The organism is Giesbergeria giesbergeri, assembly GCF_054779375.1.
On the sequence record NZ_BAAGYJ010000001.1, the window covers coordinates 770,011 to 787,444 of the forward strand.

Below are 17,434 nucleotides of genomic sequence, written 5' to 3' on the forward strand. Positions count from 1 at the left end.
GTTAATACGGCTTAAAGTAATCGAAGGGTTCTTGGCAATCTAGGCATTTGTACAGCGCCTTGCACGCCGTAGAGCCAAAATGCGAAGACTCAACGGTATGGCTGGAGCCACAGTGCGGACAGGGCACCGCTGGCTCGGGCTCGGCAGCGCCGCGCACAAAGCGCAGCACGCTCTCGCCTGCCTCGCGGCCTTTGGCGCAGTGCTGGCCGGGAGGGGCGATACCGTAGGCGCGCAGCTTTTCTTTGGCAATCTCGGTCATCCAGTCGGTCGTCCAAGCGGGGGCAAGTTGCGTGATCACCTTGGCCTGCAAGCCAGCGGCTTGCAGGGTGGCATTCACATCGTCCTCAATCTGGCCCATCGCTGGACAACCGCTGTAGGTGGGGGTAATGACCACCTCCAGCCCGTTGGCGCCCTGGCGCACATCGCGCAGAATGCCCAGTTCACGCAACGACACCACCGGAATTTCCGGGTCAGCCAAGGTTTCTAGGGCAGCCCAGGCCGCCTGTATGGCATCCGCAGGAGCGACAACGGTGTTCATGGTGTTTACCAGGTAGCGTTAGGATGGGCGCGGGCCAGACTTTGCATCTCGGTGAGCAAGAAGCCCAGATGCTCCGAATGCAGGCCGTGTTTGCCTTGGGTGATGTAGCCTTCAAATTGGGGGCGCACCAAGGTGGCCTCAGCCAAAGCATCGTTCACCAAGGCATCCCACTGTGTGCGCAAACCGGCCACGTTCACACCCACACCGGCGGCCACAGCAGCGTCTTCAATGCTGCTGTTTGTCCAGAACTCCTCGGTGTAAGGCATCAAGTGGTCCAGCGCCGCTTGCACCCGAGCATGCGATTCGTCCGTGCCATCGCCCAGACGGATCAACCAATCGCGCGAGTGGCGCAGGTGGTAGCGCACCTCTTTGAGCGATTTGGCAGCAATCGCCGCCAATTGCTCATCTTTGGACTGTTGCAAGGCTTCCCACACCAGCACCATCAGGGCACTGTAGAGGAAGTTGCGCACGATGGTGGTGCCATAGTCCATGTCGGACTTGGCATAACCCACCAAGGCGCTGCGGTGCGGCAGCTCTAACAAGGTGTAGTTGCGGAAGTCGGGCACATCGCGAAAGTAGGCCAGCTTGTCTTCGGTGGCATCGCCACCCAAGACCACAGCCGCTTGCTGGTACAACAGACGCGCCTGACCAATCAGGTCGAGGCTGACGTTGGCCAGTGCAATGTCTTCTTCGATCACGGGGCCGTGGCCACACCATTCGGCGTTGCGCTGGCCCAGCACCACGGCGTTGTCGGCCAAGTGCAACAGGTAGTTGGCGGTTGCGCTCATGATTACATGTGCCCCACTTCTTCGGGAATTTCGTAGAAGGTGGGATGGCGGTAGATTTTGTCAGCCGCTGGATCAAACAGCTCGCCCTTGTCGTCGGGGTTGCTGGCGGTGATTTGGGCCGAAGGAATCACCCAGATGCTCACGCCTTCTTGGCGGCGGGTGTACATGTCGCGGGCCATTTGCAGCGCATGCTGCGCGTCCGAGGCGTGCAGGCTACCGCAGTGCTTGTGATCCAAGCCTTGCTTGCTGCGAACAAAAACTTCCCACAGGGGCCAATCTTTCAGTGCGGGGGTGCTCATGCTGCTTCCTTCATTGCGCGTTGTTGCTGTTTGCGGGCGTGGGCCAGGGCGGCATCACGCACCCATTGGCCGTCGTTGTGCGCTTTCACGCGGGTCGAGAGACGCTCTTTGTTGCACGGGCCGTTGCCGTTGACCGTGGTCCAAAACTCATCCCAATCGATTTGGCCGTAGTCGTAGTGACCACGTTCTTCGTTCCACTTCAGGTCGGGGTCGGGCAGGGTGATGCCCAACACCTTGGCCTGGGGCACAGTGGCGTCGATAAACTTTTGGCGCAGGTCGTCGTTGGACACGCGCTTGATACCCCAGCGCATCCCTTGGGCGCTGTGCGGGCTGTCGGCATCGGGGGGGCCAAACATGGCCAGGCACTTCCACCACCAACGGTTGACGGAATCTTGCACCATGGCTTTTTGCTCTTCGGTGCCACGCATCATCACCAACAGGGCCTCGTAGCCTTGGCGCTGGTGGAAGGATTCTTCCTTGCACACGCGGATCATGGCGCGGGCATAAGGGCCATACGAGCAGCGGCACAGCGGCACTTGGTTCATGATGGCGGCACCATCGACCAGCCAGCCAATCGTGCCCACATCGGCCCAGTTGAGCGTGGGGTAGTTGAAGATGGAGCTGTACTTGGCTTTGCCCGAATGCAGAGCATCGAGCAAGTCGGCACGGCTCACACCCAAGGTCTCAGCGGCGCTGTACAGGTATTGGCCGTGGCCGCCTTCGTCTTGCACCTTGGCAATCAAGATGGCCTTGCGCTTGAGGCTGGGGGCGCGACTGATCCAGTTGCCCTCGGGCAGCATCCCCACGATTTCGCTGTGGGCGTGCTGGCTGATTTGGCGCACCAGCGTTTTGCGGTAGGCATCGGGCATCCAGTCTTGCGGCTCAATGCGGCCATCGGCGTCGATGCGGGCATCAAACTTCGCCATCAATTCTGGAGGCTCAATAGCCGCCACGGCTTTGATTTTTTGGCCGGTGTCATCCGGCACACTGAACGATTGCGTGTACATGGCGATTACTCCTTGAGGTTGAGGCCAATACGGTGGGGGGAGAAAATCAGAGCAACCAAGCGGGCGTGCGCTTTTCTAAGAAAGCACTGATGCCATCCTTGGCTTCGCTGGTGGCCCGCTGGCGGGCAATGCGCTGGGCGGTTTCTTCGCTGACGGCATCGTCAATCGGGCGACCATCCACAGCGGCAATCAGATCTTTGGCGGCTTTTTGCGCCAGCGGTGCGCCCACAATCAGCGGCTCAATCAGTTGGGCGATGGTGGCGTCCAACTGCTCGCGCTCGCACACCTCCGTCACCAAACCCATCGCCAAGGCCCGCTGGGCCGAGAAACGCTCGCCACTTTGGAAGTAGCGCAGTACATGGCGTGGCCCAATGGCACGCAGCACATAGGGGCTGATGACGGCGGGGATGATGCCGAACTTGACTTCGGAAGTGGCAAAGGTGGCATCACTGCTGGCCACGGCCATATCACAGGCCGCTGCCAACCCTGTGCCACCGCCCAAGGCAGCCCCTTGCACACGGGCCACCGTGGGCTTGGACATGCCCGACAGAGCGCGCAACATGTGGGCAAACTTGCGGGCATCAGCGCGGTTTTCTTCCTCGGTAAAGGCAGAAGCGCGCTTCATCCAGTTCAGATCGGCACCCGCAGAAAAATGCTTGCCACGGCCAGCCAACACCACGACCCGCACCGAGGCATCGGCATCGAGTTCGGCGCAAGCTGCGCCCAAATCGGCAATCAGTTGTTCGTCAAAGGCGTTGAACACATCCGGACGATCCATCCAGATCGTGGCTACGCGCTCTTGGCGCTCAATGCTCAGGGTTTGGTACATGGTGAAGGTGGCTCGCAGTCAGTAGCTCGGATTTATTGCGGCAGGTGCCATTTGCCGTCTTTGACTTCCAACAGGCGGAAGGCCGACAGGTTCAGGCCCATGTGGTCGGTAGCCGACATGTTGAAAGTGCCGCTGGTGGCGACAAAATTCTTGGTCGCTTCCAAGGCATCACGCACTTTGGCTTTGTCGGTACTGTTGGCACGCTTCATGGCATCGACGGTCAGCATCAGCGCGTCGTAGGCATAGCCACCAAAGGTGGACACTTCCGACTTGTAGCGGGTTTTGTAGGCCAGGTCGTAAGCGGTCACGACGGCTTTTTGTGGGTCGTTGGCGGGCAATTGCTCAGGAATCAACTGCGCAGGCGAGGGCAAACGCACGCCTTCTGCGGCTGGGCCAGCCAGCTTCAAGAACTCGTCCGAAGCCACGCCATGCGATTGGTACAGCGGCAAACTGACGCCCAACTGCTTGTAGTTTTTGGTGACGATGGCTGGGCCTTGGCCCAAACCAAAGACGAACACCGCTTGCACACCGGCAGTGTTCTTGATCTTGGTGAGCTGGGGGCTCATGTCGGTATCTTTGGGGCCGTAGGTTTCGTTGGCCACCAACGTGATGCCATACTTAGCAGCCACGGCCTCGGTTTCTTTTTTGCCCGACTGGCCAAAACCCGAAGTTTCCGACAGCAGCGCCACCTTGGTCAGGCCGCGCTTTTTCATGTCTTCAAACACCTTCTCAGCGGCCATGCGGTCGGTGTGGGGGGTCTTGAAAACCCACTTTTTCACTGGCTCTACTACCACTACCGCACCAGCCAACGAGATAAAGGGCGTCTCTGCCTTGCTCACCAGTGGCACCATTGACATGGTGGCGCCGGTGGTGGTGCCACCAATCACCACGTCCACCTTGTCGTTGTCGATGAGACGTTTGGTAAAACCGTTGGCCTTGTTGGCATCACTGCCATCGTCGTAATGCACCAACTCCAACTGACGACCCAGCACGCCACCCTTTTTGTTCAGGTCTTCAACGTACATTTGCAGGGTTTTCAGCTCGGGGTCGCCCAAGAAAGCCGCCGGGCCAGTGACCGACAGCACCGCACCAATTTTGATGGGGTCGGCGGCCTGCGCCATCAAAGCGCCCAAGGCCAGCGTGGCACCGACAGCAATTTGCTTGAGTTGGAATTTCATTTTGTCTCCTGTTAAATAGGTCTTACCGAAAAGTCTCTGTTCTCAGACGCGCTCGATCACCATCGCAATGCCTTGGCCCACACCAATACACATGGTGCAAAGGGCATAGCGGCCACCGCGGCGGGCAAGTTCGTAACTGGCGGTTGTGACCAAACGGGCACCGCTCATACCCAGCGGATGGCCTATTGCAATGGCCCCGCCGTTGGGATTGACATGGGCGGCATCGTCGGGCAGGCCCAAGTCACGCAACACCGCCAAGGCTTGGGCGGCAAAGGCTTCGTTCAGCTCAATCACGTCCATCTGCGCCAGCGTCAGGCCGGTTTGGGCCAGCACTTTGCGCACGGCGGGAGCGGGGCCAAAGCCCATGATGCGCGGGGCCAAACCCGCTGTCGCCATACCAACCACACGGGCGCGTGGGGTCAGGCCATAGCGTTGGGCCGCTTCTTCAGAAGCCAACAGCACAGCGCAAGCGCCATCGTTCACACCCGAGGCATTGCCTGCGGTCACGCTCAAGTCGGGGCCATTGACGCCCTTGAGCTTGGCCAGCATCTCGAGCGTGGTTTCGGGGCGCGGATGCTCATCGGTGGTCACGACGATGGGGTCGCCCTTTTTGCGTGGAATGGTGACGGACACCAACTCATCCGCAAAACGGCCAGCGGCGTTGGCTGCGCCCCAACGTTGTTGCGAACGCAAGGCAAAGGCGTCTTGGTCGGCACGGCCAATCTGGAAGTCTGCGGCCACGTTGTCTGCCGTTTGTGGCATCGAATGTGTTTCGTAGAGCTTTTTCATCAAGGGATTGACGAAGCGCCAGCCGATGGTGGTGTCATACACCGCATTGCTGCGGCTAAAGGCTGTATCAGCCTTGGGCATGACAAAGGGGGCACGGCTCATGCTCTCGACACCGCCCGCAATCATCAGGCTGGTTTCACCGGCTTTGATAGAACGGGCGGCCAAGCCAATCGCATCCATGCCAGAGCCGCACAGGCGGTTGACGGTGGTGCCGGGCACTTGCACCGGCAACCCAGCCAACAGGCCAGACATGCGGGCCACGTTGCGGTTGTCTTCACCCGCTTGGTTGGCACAACCGTAGATGATGTCTTCTACTGCTGTCCAATCGACCTGCGGGTTGCGCTCCATCAGCGCCTTGAGCGGAATGGCGCCCAAATCATCGGCACGCACCGAGGACAAAGCACCGCCGTAACGGCCAATGGGGGTACGAATCGCGTCACAAATATAGGCTTGGGTCATGCAATATCTCCTCAGGCTTGCTTAGGACGCTCGTCAAACACGCGGCGCGCTTTGCCGGTCAAGGTGCGTGGCAGGGCGTTGGCCTCAAACACGTTCACCTTGGTCGAGATGCCCACAATGGTCTTGATGTGATGTTGCAGCTCTTTAGCCACCTGTTGCACTTCGGCGGCGCTGAGTTGGCCGCTCAGGCTTTGTTGCAATTCGCAGCGGATTTCTACGTTGTCCAAGTGGCCGTCGCGGCTCAGATGGATTTGGTAATTGCCCGACAGACGGTTGTCGCGCAGGATTTGCTCTTCCACTTGGGTCGGGAACACGTTCACGCCACGCACAATCAGCATGTCGTCCGAGCGGCCAGTGATCTTGCCCATGCGGCGGAACGAGCGTGCTGTGGGGGGCAACAGTCGGGTGAGGTCGCGGGTGCGGTAGCGGATGACCGGGAAGGCTTCTTTGGTCAGCGAGGTAAACACCAGTTCGCCCAGTTCGCCATCGGGCAGCACTTCGCCGGTGTCGGGGTTGATGATTTCGGGGTAGAAGTGGTCTTCCCAAATCACGGGGCCGTCTTTGGTCTCAATGCACTCGCAGGCCACGCCCGGCCCCATCACTTCGGTCAGGCCGTAAATGTCGATAGCGTCAATGCCGAGTTTTTTCTCAATCTCGGCACGCATACCCTCGCCCCAAGGCTCAGCCCCAAAAATACCGACCTTGAGCGAAATTTCTTCAGGCTTGATGCCTTGGCGCTCAAACTCTTCGGCAATCACCAGCGAGTAAGAAGGCGTGACCATGATGGCATCGGGGCGGAAGTCCATGATTTGCTGGACTTGCTTTTCGGTTTGGCCGCCAGACATGGGCACGGCGGTGCAACCCAGACGCTCAATACCAAAGTGCGCACCCAAGCCGCCGGTAAACATACCGTAGCCATAGGAGTTTTGCACCATGTCGCCAGGGCGCACACCGGCAGCACGCAAAGAGCGGGCGGCCAAATCAGCCCAGTTGTCGGCATCTTGGCGGGTGTAACCAACCACAATCGACTTGCCCGTAGTGCCACTGGAGGCGTGCAGACGGGCAATCTTTTGGCGTGGCACGGCAAACAAGCCAAAGGGGTAATGGTCGCGCAAGTCCAGCTTGGTCATGAAGGGGAACTTGGCCAAATCGGCCAGCGTCTTCAAGTCATCGGGGTGTACGCCCTTGGCCACGCATTTTTCACGGTAGGGGGCCACGTTGTCGTAGGTGTGGCGCACCGACCACTTCAGGCGCTCCAGTTGCAATGCCGAAATCTCATCACGGCTGGCGGTTTCAATCGGCTCTAAATCGCCCGGAGCGGGTTGCTTGACGGTCATGAGAAGGGCTCCTTTAATCAGAATTTCTTATCAACAGAGAGTGAGACGGCACACTGGCTCAGTCTGGTGTGGCAAAGCTGGTGGTCACTTCGCCCTTGATGCGGTAGCTCTTGCCCCGGAATAGCGCCACGGTTTTGCCCCCGACCACACTCACGGTGACGTCATAAACGCCGGTGCGCCCTGCCGCCGAACGCTCTACGGCCACGGCTTCCAACACATCGCCTTCGCGTGCTGGCGAGAGAAAATCAATATGGCAGGCCGAGGCCACGGTGTTGAGGTTGTAGCTGTTGCAGGAATAAGCAAAGGCGGTATCGGCCAGTGCAAAAATCATCCCTCCGTGGCAAATGTGGTGTCCATTCACCATGTCGGGGCGCACCGCCATGCGCAGGGTGGCCTGGCCCGGCGTGACCGAGAGGCGCTCCATGCCCAAGGCTTGGGCAGCATGGTCGCGTTGCCACATGGCATCGCTGGCAGCCGTAGCCAACTCTTGCGGGCTGAGGGTGGAGGTATCGACTTCAGACATGCAGCGTGCCTCCGGCATAGACGGTTTGTTGAATCAACGGCGAGACGCGGTAACGGTCTTCGCCGTAGAACTGGCCCAGGTGCTTGAGCACGGCATGGATTTGCGCCACACCTACCGCATCGGCCCAAGCCAAGGGGCCACAGGGGTAATTCACGCCCAAGCGCATGGCCGCATCGGCACCGCGCACATCGCACACGCCTTGGTTGACGGCATCGGCGGCCTCATTGGCCAACATGGCGACGGTACGCATCACGGCCAAACCCGGTACATCATTGAACTGCGACACCGCCCAACCGGCTGCTTGCAGCAAACCCACTGCGGCATCACGCGCGGCACCCGAGGTTTGGCGCGCCACGGCCACGGCCAAGCGGGTGGCTTTGCCATAGTCCAAGGCCAAGTCAACCAACACGGTGTTGGCTACGCCGCTGGCTTGGGCACGCTGGGTAGCACTGCGGCCATCGGTTTGGTACAACACGGCCTCGGCAGCTTCGGCCACACGGCCATCGGCAGCCTCGGCGGCTTGGCTGAAGGCAACCCCGGCAGCTTGCAAACGGCTGGCCAAGGCTTGGGCCAACGCCGTGTTGCCATAGACAGTGATTTGCGCCGGTGCAGCACAAACGGCAGCGGTTTGTGCGGCAGGACGTTCAGCGCCAGCGGCATAGCTATAAAAACCCCGACCTGTTTTGCGGCCCAAGAAACCGGCATCGACCAACTCTTGCTGAATCAACGATGGCAGGAAACGCTGGTCGTTAAAGAAGGCATTCCAGACCGAACGGGTGACGGCAAAATTGACATCGTGGCCGATCATGTCCATCAGTTCAAACGGCCCCATGCGAAAGCCACCGGCCTCGCGCACCACGGCATCGATGGTGGCGCAATCGGCAGCCCCTTCGTGCAGCAGGCGCAAACCTTCGGCGTAGAACGGACGGGCCACCCGGTTGACGATAAAACCGGGGGTCGATTTGGCATGTACCGGGGTTTTGCCCCAAGCGGCTGCCGTGGCGAATAGAGTCTCGGCCACGCTAGGCTCGGTTGCCAAGCCCGACACCACCTCCACCAGCGCCATCAACGGGGCCGGGTTGAAGAAGTGCAGCCCAGCCAAACGGCCCGCATCGTGCAAACCCGCGCCAATGGCCGTCACAGAGATGGATGAGGTGTTGGTGCCAAAAATGCAATGGGCACCCACCACAGCTTCCAAATCGCGGAACAGGGCACGCTTGACGTCGAGGTTTTCGACAATCGCTTCTACCACCAAACCGGCATCGGCCAATTGGGCCAGGCTCTCCACCGCTTGCAGGCGCTCACCGGCAGCACGGGCGGCCTCGGCAGTCATCTTGCCTTTGTCGGCCAGCTTGTTCAGTTGGGCGCGGATGCCCTCGACGGCTTGCTGCGCCGCGCCGGGGCGGTTGTCTAACAAACGTACGGGGTGGCCTGCCACAGCGGCCACTTGGGCAATACCAGCGCCCATCGCGCCGGTGCCAATCACCGCCACCACGGTGGACAGGGGAAGTGCATTCACTGCCATGCTCATGCCCCCGTAAAGCGCGGTGTACGCTTTTCTAAGAAGGCGGCCACGCCTTCGACATAGTCGCTGCTGCGGCCCATTTCGCGCATCAACATGCCTTCGAGCGTGAGTTGTTGCTCTAGCGTGTTGGTTTGTGCCGCTTGCATGGCTTGGCGGGTACGCACCAGTGCCTTGGTGGGCATGGCGGCCAGTTGTTCCGCCAGCTTTTGCACATGCTCGGCAAAAGCTTCTTCGGCCACGGCTTCCCAAATCAAGCCCCATTCGGCAGCTTTAGCGGCGGGCAGTTTGTTGCCCATCATGGCCAGGCCCAAAGCACGGGCCTGTCCGATGCGCTGCGGCACCAGCCAAGAGCAGGCGGTATCGGGAATCAGCCCAATTTTGGCAAACGGCAGCATGAACGAGGCCGCTTGGCTGGCAATCACCATGTCGCAAGCCAGCGCCAAGCTGGCTCCAGCACCAGCGGCCACGCCATTGACAGCGGCCACGGTGGGCACACGCAAATGGGCCAAACGCATGACCAGCGGCTTGTAGTGGCGCTCGACCACATCGCCCAAATCGGGTGGGGTTTCGCCGGGCACAAAACGCACTTCGGCATCGGCCAAATCTTGACCGGCGCAGAAGCCGCGACCGGCCCCGGTCAGCACCAACACGCGCACGGCAGGGTTGGTCTGGATGCTGTCTAAGGCATCGCGCAACTCGGCGTGCATGGCCGCGTTGAAGCTGTTCATTTTGTCCGGGCGGTTCAGCGTCAAGCGGGCCACGCCGCTGTCACTGACCTCGAACAGAATATGTTGATAAGCCATCGTTGCGGCCCCTTAAACGTGGTAGCGGCGTTGCACCACGCGGAAGCGATTGGCGACAAAGGCCGAATCAGCGTAGGAGGCATTGGCAGCCGGGTTGCCGCCGGTGCCGTGGTAATCCGAGAAGGCGCTGGATTGGTTGACGAACACGCCACTGGTCAGGTTGATGGACAAGGCCACCTTGCCACGCCAAGTGGCTTCGGTCATGGCATCGATCACCTCTTGGCGGGTGGAATACAGACCGACGGTGAGAGCACCATGCTCACGCACAATGCGCTCAGACAGGGCAATGCCAGCAGCAGTGTCTGCCACCTTGACGACAAAGCTGATCGGGCCAAAGCGTTCTTCCATGTAGGCAGCCTCATCGGCTGCATCGCAGGCCAGCAGCACCGGGGTGCGCACTTGGGCGGCGGGGAAGTCGGGGTTGTTCAGGCTTTGCGAGGCCAGCACTACCGTGCCCAGTTGGCCGCTGTTGGCGTGGGCCACACGGTCGGCAGTGGCTTCGGACTGCATGGCACCCAGCACGGCAAAGGCCACTTCGGGCTTGGACAGGAAGCGCGTAATGGCCTTGCCCAAGTCGGCACACACTTCGTCGTAGCTCTTGTGGCCTTCGTCGGTGTCGATACCGCCAGCGGGCACAAAAATGGCCTGCGAGGTGGTACACATTTGGCCAGAATACAGCGACAAGGTGAACGCCAAGTTGCCCAACATGGCTTTGTAGGCGTTGGTGGAATCAATCACGATGTTGTTCACACCAGCCAGCTCGGCATACACCTGGGCTTGCTTGCAATGGTCAATCAGCCACTGACCAAACACATTGCTGCCGGTAAAGTCGACCGACTTGACGCTCGGGTGCGTGGCCAAGGCTTGGGTAACGCTGCGGTTGTCAGTAACGCACAGGGTGACCAAGTTGGGGTCGATACCGTTCTCGGCCAGCACAGCGCGGATGGTACGCACGGTGATGGCGGCGGGCAAAATGGCATTGCTGTGCGGCTTGATGATGACGGCATTGCCGGTAGCCAGCGCAGCAAACACGCCCGGATAGGTGTTCCAAGTGGGGAAGGTGCCACAGCCCACCACCAAACCCACGCCACGGCCCACCACTTCAAAATGCTTCTTCATCACCAAGGCGGGGTTTTTGCCTTGGGGCTTTTCCCACACGGCTTCAGCCGGAACAAAGCTCTGTTCGCGCCAAGCGTAGGCCACGGCTTCTAAACCACGGTCTTGGGCATGGGGGGCACCCGCTTGGAAAGCCATCATCCAGCCTTGGCCGGTGGTCATCATGACGGCGTGGCCGATTTCAAAACTCTGGCGGTTCAGACGGGCCAGAATTTCCAAGCAAATGCCGGTGCGGCCTGCTGCGCCCACGGCTTGCCAGCCCTTCATGGCGGCCAAACCCGCGTCAATCAGCACTTGGTGGTCGCACAGCGGGTAGCGCACGTTCAAAGCGCCAGCGTAGGGCGAGACCTCGTTGCCACCCCAGCCGTTTTGGCCGGGTTGGTTCAATTCAAAGTTTTGGCCCAGATGGGCTTCGTAAGCACGCTTGCCTTCTTCGGGCGCAGTCTCGCCGTAGGCTTTGGGGCTAGGCATCTCAGTGTAGGGCGACCAGTAGCCACGGGTGGCAATGGCTTGCAAAGCGCCATCGAGGGTGGCGCGGTGTTGTTCAAACAAAGGATGGGACATGCTTTTTCCAAATAGAAACGGCTGAAACTTGCACACAAGACACCGCAGCCAACGCTGTCAAGCTCAACAAGCAACACACAAAATTCGTATGAATAGAAAAAAGTGTATCACTTAAAAATTATTTCCTCTTATAGGGAAACCCTTAAAACCTACCAATTGATGGGCACAAAATTCAATAATCAAGTAACACTTTTAATGGCTGAAGAATTCGGGAAAACCCGCAATTCAGGCAGGCTGGCGCTCCACTGGCCCCAAGTTCTCGGACAGTGGACAGCTACAACCAACCATCAGCCAGACATCACATGCCCAAATAGGCTGCGCGCACCTTTTCGTTGTGGATCAGGTCTTGGCCGGTGCCTGTCAGGGTGATTTCGCCGGTTTCGATCACATAACCCCGGTCGGCCAGCGCCAGCGCGGCAAAAGCGTTCTGCTCGGCCAAAATGATGGTCATGCCCTGCGCCTTGAGCGCCTTGACCACGTTGAACACTTCCTGCACCAGCAGCGGCGCCAAGCCCATCGAAGGCTCATCCAACAACAACAGCTTGGGCCGCCCCATAAGCGCCCGACCAATCGCCAGCATTTGCTGTTGGCCGCCCGACAGGGTGCCTGCAGGCAACTTGCGCTTTTCTTTCAAGATCGGGAACATGGCGTAGACCTTTTCCAGGTCTTCGGGCACGTTTTGCTTAGGTTGGGTGTAAGCGCCCAGCAGCAAGTTGTCTTCAATTGCCAAGGGGCCAAACACTTGGCGCCCTTCGGGGCTTTGGCAGATGCCCCGGCGCATACGCTGGTCGGCACGCACCTTAGAAATATCTTCACCATCAAACCAAATTTGCCCAGCGCCCATGGGTTGCACGCCCGACAAGGTGCGCAAAAAGGTGGTTTTCCCGGCCCCGTTGGCCCCCACCAGCGCCACGGTTTCGCCCCGGTGGATTTCTAAGTTGAGCCCCTTGAGCGCCTTGATGCGGCCATAGCTGCTCTCTAAGCCTGTGACTTTGAGCAGCACATCCCCGCCGCTGGCGGGCATGGTGGTTTGCAACACGCCACCACTGTGCGCGCCCAAGCCCACCGACTCGGGGGCCAAGCTGACCACGCGGTGGTACAGCTCTTGAAACTCGGCCCGGGCTTCGGGGCCAAACAGGGGGTCGTTGTGCTCTTGGAAGCGGGCATCAATCAGCTGCCAGTCCTCGGCCGTCAAGATTTTGCGGGCCAAGGGCAGTGCCTTGCCCTCTTCCATACGGATGTGGTTCTTCAGCCGCTTGCAATAGTCGCGCAGTGATTGCACCAAGGTCTCTGGTGGCTGGCCTGCCGTCACTTGGGCAAAGGCTTGGCGCATGGCCTCCAAATGGACGATGGCTTGGCGGTGGTCTTCTTCCAGTGCCTCCACCAAGGGCACGGCATCGGCCGCGCGCTGGCGCATCAGCGGGAACAGGTAATCGTCTTCTTTACGGTGGTGTGCGTGGTCGGCAAACTTCTCGATGTATTCAAACGCCGCCTGAAAGAACGCCGGATCGACCGGCTTGCCCGCATCCAAATCATCGGCCACCTGTTCCAGCGCAATCGCCATGCGCCAGAAGCTGCGATGCTCTTCGGTAATGATACGCAGTGTTTCCATTTTTCCTGCTTCCGTTTTAACCGTGGGCACCCAAATAGGCAGCAATCACATCAGGGTTCTTGCGCACCTCTGCTCCAGTGCCTTCGGCCAGTTTCTTGCCGTAATCGAGCACCAAAATGCGGTCGGACAAGTTCATCACCATCTTCATATCGTGCTCCACCAACACCACGGTGATGCCCGAGTCGGCCACCTTGCGCACCAAGTGATCGACTTCGATGGTTTCTTTCGGGTTCAGCCCAGCGGCAGGCTCATCCAAGAAAATCATGCGCGGCTTCATCGCCAAAGCACGGGCAATTTCCAGCCGTTTGAGCACGCCATAAGACATGGCATCGGCGCGGGCGTTGATATAGCTCTCTAGGCCCACAAAGCGCATCAGCTCGGCGGCTTCTTCGCGCAGTTCTCGGTCGCGGCTGCGCAAGCTGGGCCAGCGCAGGGCGGCTTTGAACAGGTTGCGGTCTAACCGCAGGTGTGCGCCCACCATCACGTTCTCGATGGCGCTCATGTTCATGCAGATTTGCAGGTTTTGGAACGTGCGCGCCACACCGCGTTCGGCCAACTCGTTGGGAGATTTGCCGTGGATAGGCTCGCCATCCAAACGAATCTCGCCCGTGGTGGGCTTATACACCCCCGTAATCAGGTTGAACAGCGTGGTTTTACCCGCGCCGTTGGGGCCAATCACGGCATACACGATGCCTGCATCAATATTGAACGAAACGTTCTGCACCGCCTTGACGCCACCAAAGTGGATCGACAGGTCTTTGACTTCCAGCAAGGCCATGTTCAATCTCCCTTGCCAAATTTGGCCGCCAGCGTGGGCACCAAGCCCTTGGGCAGAAAAATCATGCACAGCATCAGCACCGCGCCAAACACCACGGTTTCCCAGCCCTCAAAGGTCGCCAAGGCTTGGGGCAGGGCCGTGAGCAGCACCGCACCAATGATGGAGCCAAACACCGAGGCCATGCCCCCCACCACCACCATGGTCACCAATTCCACTGAATGGAAAAAGTCGGCAAAGTTGGGGGTCACAAAGGCCATGTAATGTGCCGTGATGCTGCCCATGATGCTGGCAAACACCGCCGACATGACAAAGATCGTGACCTTGTAGCGCACCACGTTCACGCCCACCACCTGCGAGGCCACCTCGGAGCCATGCAAGGCACGCAGCGCCCGACCAAAGGGTGAATCAATCATGTTGAGCGACGCCCACACGCTAAAGGCCAGCATGGTGGCTACCACCCAGTACCAATGTTTATCGCTGCTGAGTTCAAACCCAAACACCGACATGGCAGGCACCGGCATGCCATCGGGGCCGCCCGTCCATTGGGCTTCATTGCGCAGTGCAATGTTGATGATGATGCCCAGCCCCAGCGTGGCCATAGCCAAATAGTTGCCCTTGAGCTTGAAAATAGGGCGTGCCACCAACCCGGCAATCACTGCCGTGGCTGCGGCACCTGCACCCATTGCCAGCAAGGGATGCCAAGCAAAATGCGTTGGCAACACTGCCGAAGCATAGGCACCAATACCCAAAAAGCCCGCATGGCCCAAGCTGATCTGACCAGCAAAGCCAATCAGCAGGTTCAAGCCAATCACGATGATGGCGTTGATGCCGATGCGAATGGCCAAATCCATGTAATAACTGTTGGGCACCACCCACGGCAGCACCAACAGCACAGCGATGAGCAAGCCCAGTCCGATATATGCGCTCTTTTGCATGGTCTTACACCCGATCGGTCGATTTGCCACCGAACAGGCCGCGCGGCATGAAGAACAGCACCAACAGGATCAGCACAAACGGCATGGCATCCTTATAGGCAGAAGAGATATAGCCCGCGCCCATGGCTTCGAGCACGCCCACCAACAAACCACCCACCACAGCCCCCAGGCCATTGCCCAAGCCACCAACCACCACGGCCACAAAGCCTTTCAGGCCCAGCATGATGCCCACGTCATAAGATGTCATGGTGATGGGGGTAATGAGAATGCCACCCAGCGCGCCCAAACCGGCCGCCATCGCAAAACTCATGAACAGCACCCAACTGGTGTTGATGCCCACCAACTCGGCAGCGGTGCGGTTGAACGACGTTGCCAGCATGGCTTTGCCAGTCAGGGTGCGGTTAAAAAAGTACCACAGCCCCACCACCACCACCGCCGTCACCCCCAGCACCCACAGGCTTTGCGGCAGCAGCGTGGCACCCAAAATTTGCAATGGCGCATCGCCCGAAAAAGCAGGCAAGCTGTGTGTGCCCTTGCCCAACCACACCTGAATGAGGCCACGAATCACCAATGAAGCCCCAATGGTGACGATGATGAGGGAGACCGTTTCCGCACCCTTGATCGGCTCAATGGCTACTTTTTCCATCACCACACCCACCACCGCTGGAATGGCGATAGCCAACAGCAACACCACCGGCATTGGCAGGCCCATCTGGGCAAAAAACACGGCCAACATGCCACCGAGCATGATGAACTCGCCCTGCGCAAAGTTAATCACATTGCTGGCGTTATAGATCAGCGTGAAGCCCAGCGCCGCCAAGGCATAGGTAGCTCCCACGGTGATGCCCGAGAACAGAAATTGCAGAAACTCGGCAAGCATCAGTCATTTCTCCCAGGCGTCGCACAGGCATCGCGACCGTGTAGCGGCAACAACATAGGTGGTGTCTCCGTAGTGGATTCTGAAAAGGCAGGCACAAACCCTGCCCAGTGTGGGGCGGAATAAAAAGAGTCTGGCGCGACGCGTTGCGCACCCACCAACATGATACCCAGAATGGGATTTTTTCTGGTTTTTGTATCCTGTTTGAAGGTCAAAACAAGGGTAATCCCTAGGAAAAAACGCCCTCAAATGACCAAAAACACATCCTCAACAGCGCCAACAGCCTGTTTTTGGTTTGATTTAACGCAGAAATTCACCAAATTCCCCCTGCACAACGCTCCTATGTTGCCCAGAGGGTAAGCCAAGGATTTTAAAAAATGGTAAACGGATGAACCCGTAGATAGTTACATTGATTGACACAAAACATCTATGTATGTATCACTTCTTGAGAAAGCATCCAGACCATGCCTACAGCGCAGGTGCAGCGCCGCTACCATCGAGCACCTATGAACGAACATATCGCATCACAGGCCATTGAGGCCCTTTTGGAGAGCTTTCGCCAGAAAAGCCGCGTACAGGCCAGCTCGCTCATCACCTCGGTCTTTGGTGATGCCATCCTGCCCCGGGGGGGGCGGGTCTGGTTGGGTGGTCTGATCAAACTGTTGCAGCCTTTGGATATCAACGAACGGCTGGTGCGCACCACGGTGTTTCGGTTGGTCAAAGACGAATGGCTGCAAACCGAGGCCGTAGGACGGCGCACCGATTACATGCTCACCCCTTCGGGACAACGCCGCTTTGAAGAAGCTTCACGACAAATTTACGCCGCCGAACCCCCACTGTGGGATCGGCGTTGGCGCCTTATCATGGTGGTGGGTGAACTCGAGCCACGCCAGCGCGAACGTTTGCGCCAGGCGCTGTATTGGCAAGGTTTTGGCGATACTGGCTCCGGCTGCTTTATCCACCCCAGCGCCGAGCTGGACGTCGCCTTTGATGCCCTGGCCGCCGATGGCATGGCCGATCTGCTGCCCCAGCTGATGCCACTGGTGGCCCTGAACCCCAAACTCAGCCCCAGCGCCGACGATGCCAGCATGGTGCAACGTGCCTGGAACTTGGATGGACTGGCCAGCGCCTACAGCAGCTTTGTCTGCCGCTACCAACCCATTCTGGACGCACTGCAGCAAGACCCCACCGACAGCGTGAACGAAGAGCAAGCCTGCTTGGCGCGCATCCTGCTCATCCACGACTTTCGCCGTTTTTTATTGCGCGACCCAGAGCTGCCCGAAGTGCTGCTACCCACAGGCTGGCCTGGCAACCAAGCCCGGCTGTTGTGCAAAGAGATTTATCGCCGCTTGCTGGCCCCGTCTGAGCGCCACTTAGACCAGTGCTTGCAACTAGCCAATGGCGACATGCCGCGTGCTGCGCGCCTGCTGTTGCGGCGTTTTCAGATTGAAGATGGCCTAGAACAACCCGCCTGAGC

17 protein-coding genes and 1 pseudogene are annotated in these 17,434 nt (G+C 59.1%); 1 reads left to right on the top strand and 17 read right to left on the bottom strand.

Translation table 11 applies throughout. The features are described 5' to 3' along the window. Position 1 precedes the first annotated feature (1 nt). The 17 genes and pseudogenes from paaD to ACYVB2_RS03570 all read right to left on the bottom strand — a co-directional run bounded on the left by paaD (position 2) and on the right by ACYVB2_RS03570 (position 15,960). Positions 2–538, bottom strand: a complete 537-nt coding sequence (gene paaD, locus ACYVB2_RS03490; protein WP_382428985.1) for a 1,2-phenylacetyl-CoA epoxidase subunit PaaD — start codon at positions 536–538, stop codon at positions 2–4. 5 nt (positions 539–543) lie between these two features. Beyond that, positions 544–1,326: a 1,2-phenylacetyl-CoA epoxidase subunit PaaC gene (gene paaC / locus ACYVB2_RS03495; RefSeq protein WP_382428983.1), complete on the bottom strand. Its 783-nt coding sequence runs from the start codon at positions 1,324–1,326 to the stop codon at positions 544–546. A 2-nt stretch (positions 1,327–1,328) separates the two neighbouring features. Beyond that, positions 1,329–1,625, bottom strand: coding sequence for a 1,2-phenylacetyl-CoA epoxidase subunit PaaB (gene paaB / locus ACYVB2_RS03500; protein WP_382428981.1), 297 nt, complete (start codon positions 1,623–1,625; stop codon positions 1,329–1,331). Further along, on the bottom strand, positions 1,622–2,632 hold the full coding sequence (gene paaA, locus ACYVB2_RS03505) for a 1,2-phenylacetyl-CoA epoxidase subunit PaaA (RefSeq protein ID WP_382428979.1): 1,011 nt from the start codon (positions 2,630–2,632) through the stop codon (positions 1,622–1,624). Before paaA ends, paaB begins: the two co-directional genes overlap by 4 nt. Before the next feature lie 46 nt (positions 2,633–2,678). Next, the gene (locus ACYVB2_RS03510) at positions 2,679–3,461 is read right to left on the bottom strand and encodes an enoyl-CoA hydratase/isomerase family protein (protein WP_382428977.1); all 783 of its coding nucleotides are present in this window, start codon (positions 3,459–3,461) and stop codon (positions 2,679–2,681) included. A gap of 32 nt (positions 3,462–3,493) precedes the next feature. After that, positions 3,494–4,639 carry an ABC transporter substrate-binding protein gene (locus ACYVB2_RS03515; RefSeq protein ID WP_382428975.1) on the bottom strand — a complete coding sequence of 382 codons (1,146 nt, stop codon included), beginning with the start codon at positions 4,637–4,639 and terminating at the stop codon, positions 3,494–3,496. Positions 4,640–4,681: 42 nt separating this feature from the next. Further along, a complete protein-coding gene (gene pcaF / locus ACYVB2_RS03520; RefSeq protein ID WP_382428973.1) occupies positions 4,682–5,887 on the bottom strand; it encodes a 3-oxoadipyl-CoA thiolase in 1,206 nt (401 codons plus the stop codon). 11 nt (positions 5,888–5,898) lie between these two features. Then, the gene (paaK, locus tag ACYVB2_RS03525) at positions 5,899–7,224 is read right to left on the bottom strand and encodes a phenylacetate--CoA ligase PaaK (protein WP_382428971.1); all 1,326 of its coding nucleotides are present in this window, start codon (positions 7,222–7,224) and stop codon (positions 5,899–5,901) included. A 58-nt stretch (positions 7,225–7,282) separates the two neighbouring features. Further along, positions 7,283–7,747: a hydroxyphenylacetyl-CoA thioesterase PaaI gene (paaI, locus tag ACYVB2_RS03530; protein ID WP_382428969.1), complete on the bottom strand. Its 465-nt coding sequence runs from the start codon at positions 7,745–7,747 to the stop codon at positions 7,283–7,285. Then, positions 7,740–9,272: a 3-hydroxyacyl-CoA dehydrogenase PaaH gene (paaH, locus tag ACYVB2_RS03535; protein WP_382428967.1), complete on the bottom strand. Its 1,533-nt coding sequence runs from the start codon at positions 9,270–9,272 to the stop codon at positions 7,740–7,742. The genes paaI and paaH overlap by 8 nt, the downstream gene beginning before the upstream one ends. A 2-nt stretch (positions 9,273–9,274) precedes the next feature. Further along, entirely contained in the window at positions 9,275–10,075 is an 801-nt protein-coding gene (gene paaG / locus ACYVB2_RS03540; protein ID WP_382428965.1) for a 2-(1,2-epoxy-1,2-dihydrophenyl)acetyl-CoA isomerase PaaG, read from the bottom strand. A 12-nt stretch (positions 10,076–10,087) separates the two neighbouring features. Then, on the bottom strand, positions 10,088–11,755 hold the full coding sequence (paaN, locus tag ACYVB2_RS03545) for a phenylacetic acid degradation protein PaaN (protein WP_382428963.1): 1,668 nt from the start codon (positions 11,753–11,755) through the stop codon (positions 10,088–10,090). Between the two features lie 298 nt (positions 11,756–12,053). Beyond that, positions 12,054–12,755 carry an ABC transporter ATP-binding protein gene (locus ACYVB2_RS03550; RefSeq protein WP_460535389.1) on the bottom strand — a complete coding sequence of 234 codons (702 nt, stop codon included), beginning with the start codon at positions 12,753–12,755 and terminating at the stop codon, positions 12,054–12,056. Positions 12,756–12,971: 216 nt separating this feature from the next. Beyond that, a pseudogene (locus ACYVB2_RS03555) lies at positions 12,972–13,367 on the bottom strand (hemerythrin domain-containing protein); the annotation flags it as partial. 16 nt (positions 13,368–13,383) lie between these two features. Further along, entirely contained in the window at positions 13,384–14,145 is a 762-nt protein-coding gene (locus ACYVB2_RS03560; protein ID WP_382428961.1) for an ABC transporter ATP-binding protein, read from the bottom strand. Between the two features lie 2 nt (positions 14,146–14,147). Further along, positions 14,148–15,080, bottom strand: coding sequence for a branched-chain amino acid ABC transporter permease (locus ACYVB2_RS03565; protein WP_382428959.1), 933 nt, complete (start codon positions 15,078–15,080; stop codon positions 14,148–14,150). A gap of 4 nt (positions 15,081–15,084) precedes the next feature. Beyond that, positions 15,085–15,960, bottom strand: coding sequence for a branched-chain amino acid ABC transporter permease (locus ACYVB2_RS03570; protein ID WP_382428957.1), 876 nt, complete (start codon positions 15,958–15,960; stop codon positions 15,085–15,087). A gap of 461 nt (positions 15,961–16,421) precedes the next feature. Between ACYVB2_RS03570 and paaX the strand changes: the two genes are divergently transcribed. Continuing rightward, positions 16,422–17,432 (top strand): phenylacetic acid degradation operon negative regulatory protein PaaX, encoded by a 1,011-nt coding sequence (gene paaX, locus ACYVB2_RS03575; RefSeq protein WP_460535294.1) that lies wholly within the window; start codon positions 16,422–16,424, stop codon positions 17,430–17,432. The last annotated feature ends 2 nt before the right edge of the window (positions 17,433–17,434 follow it).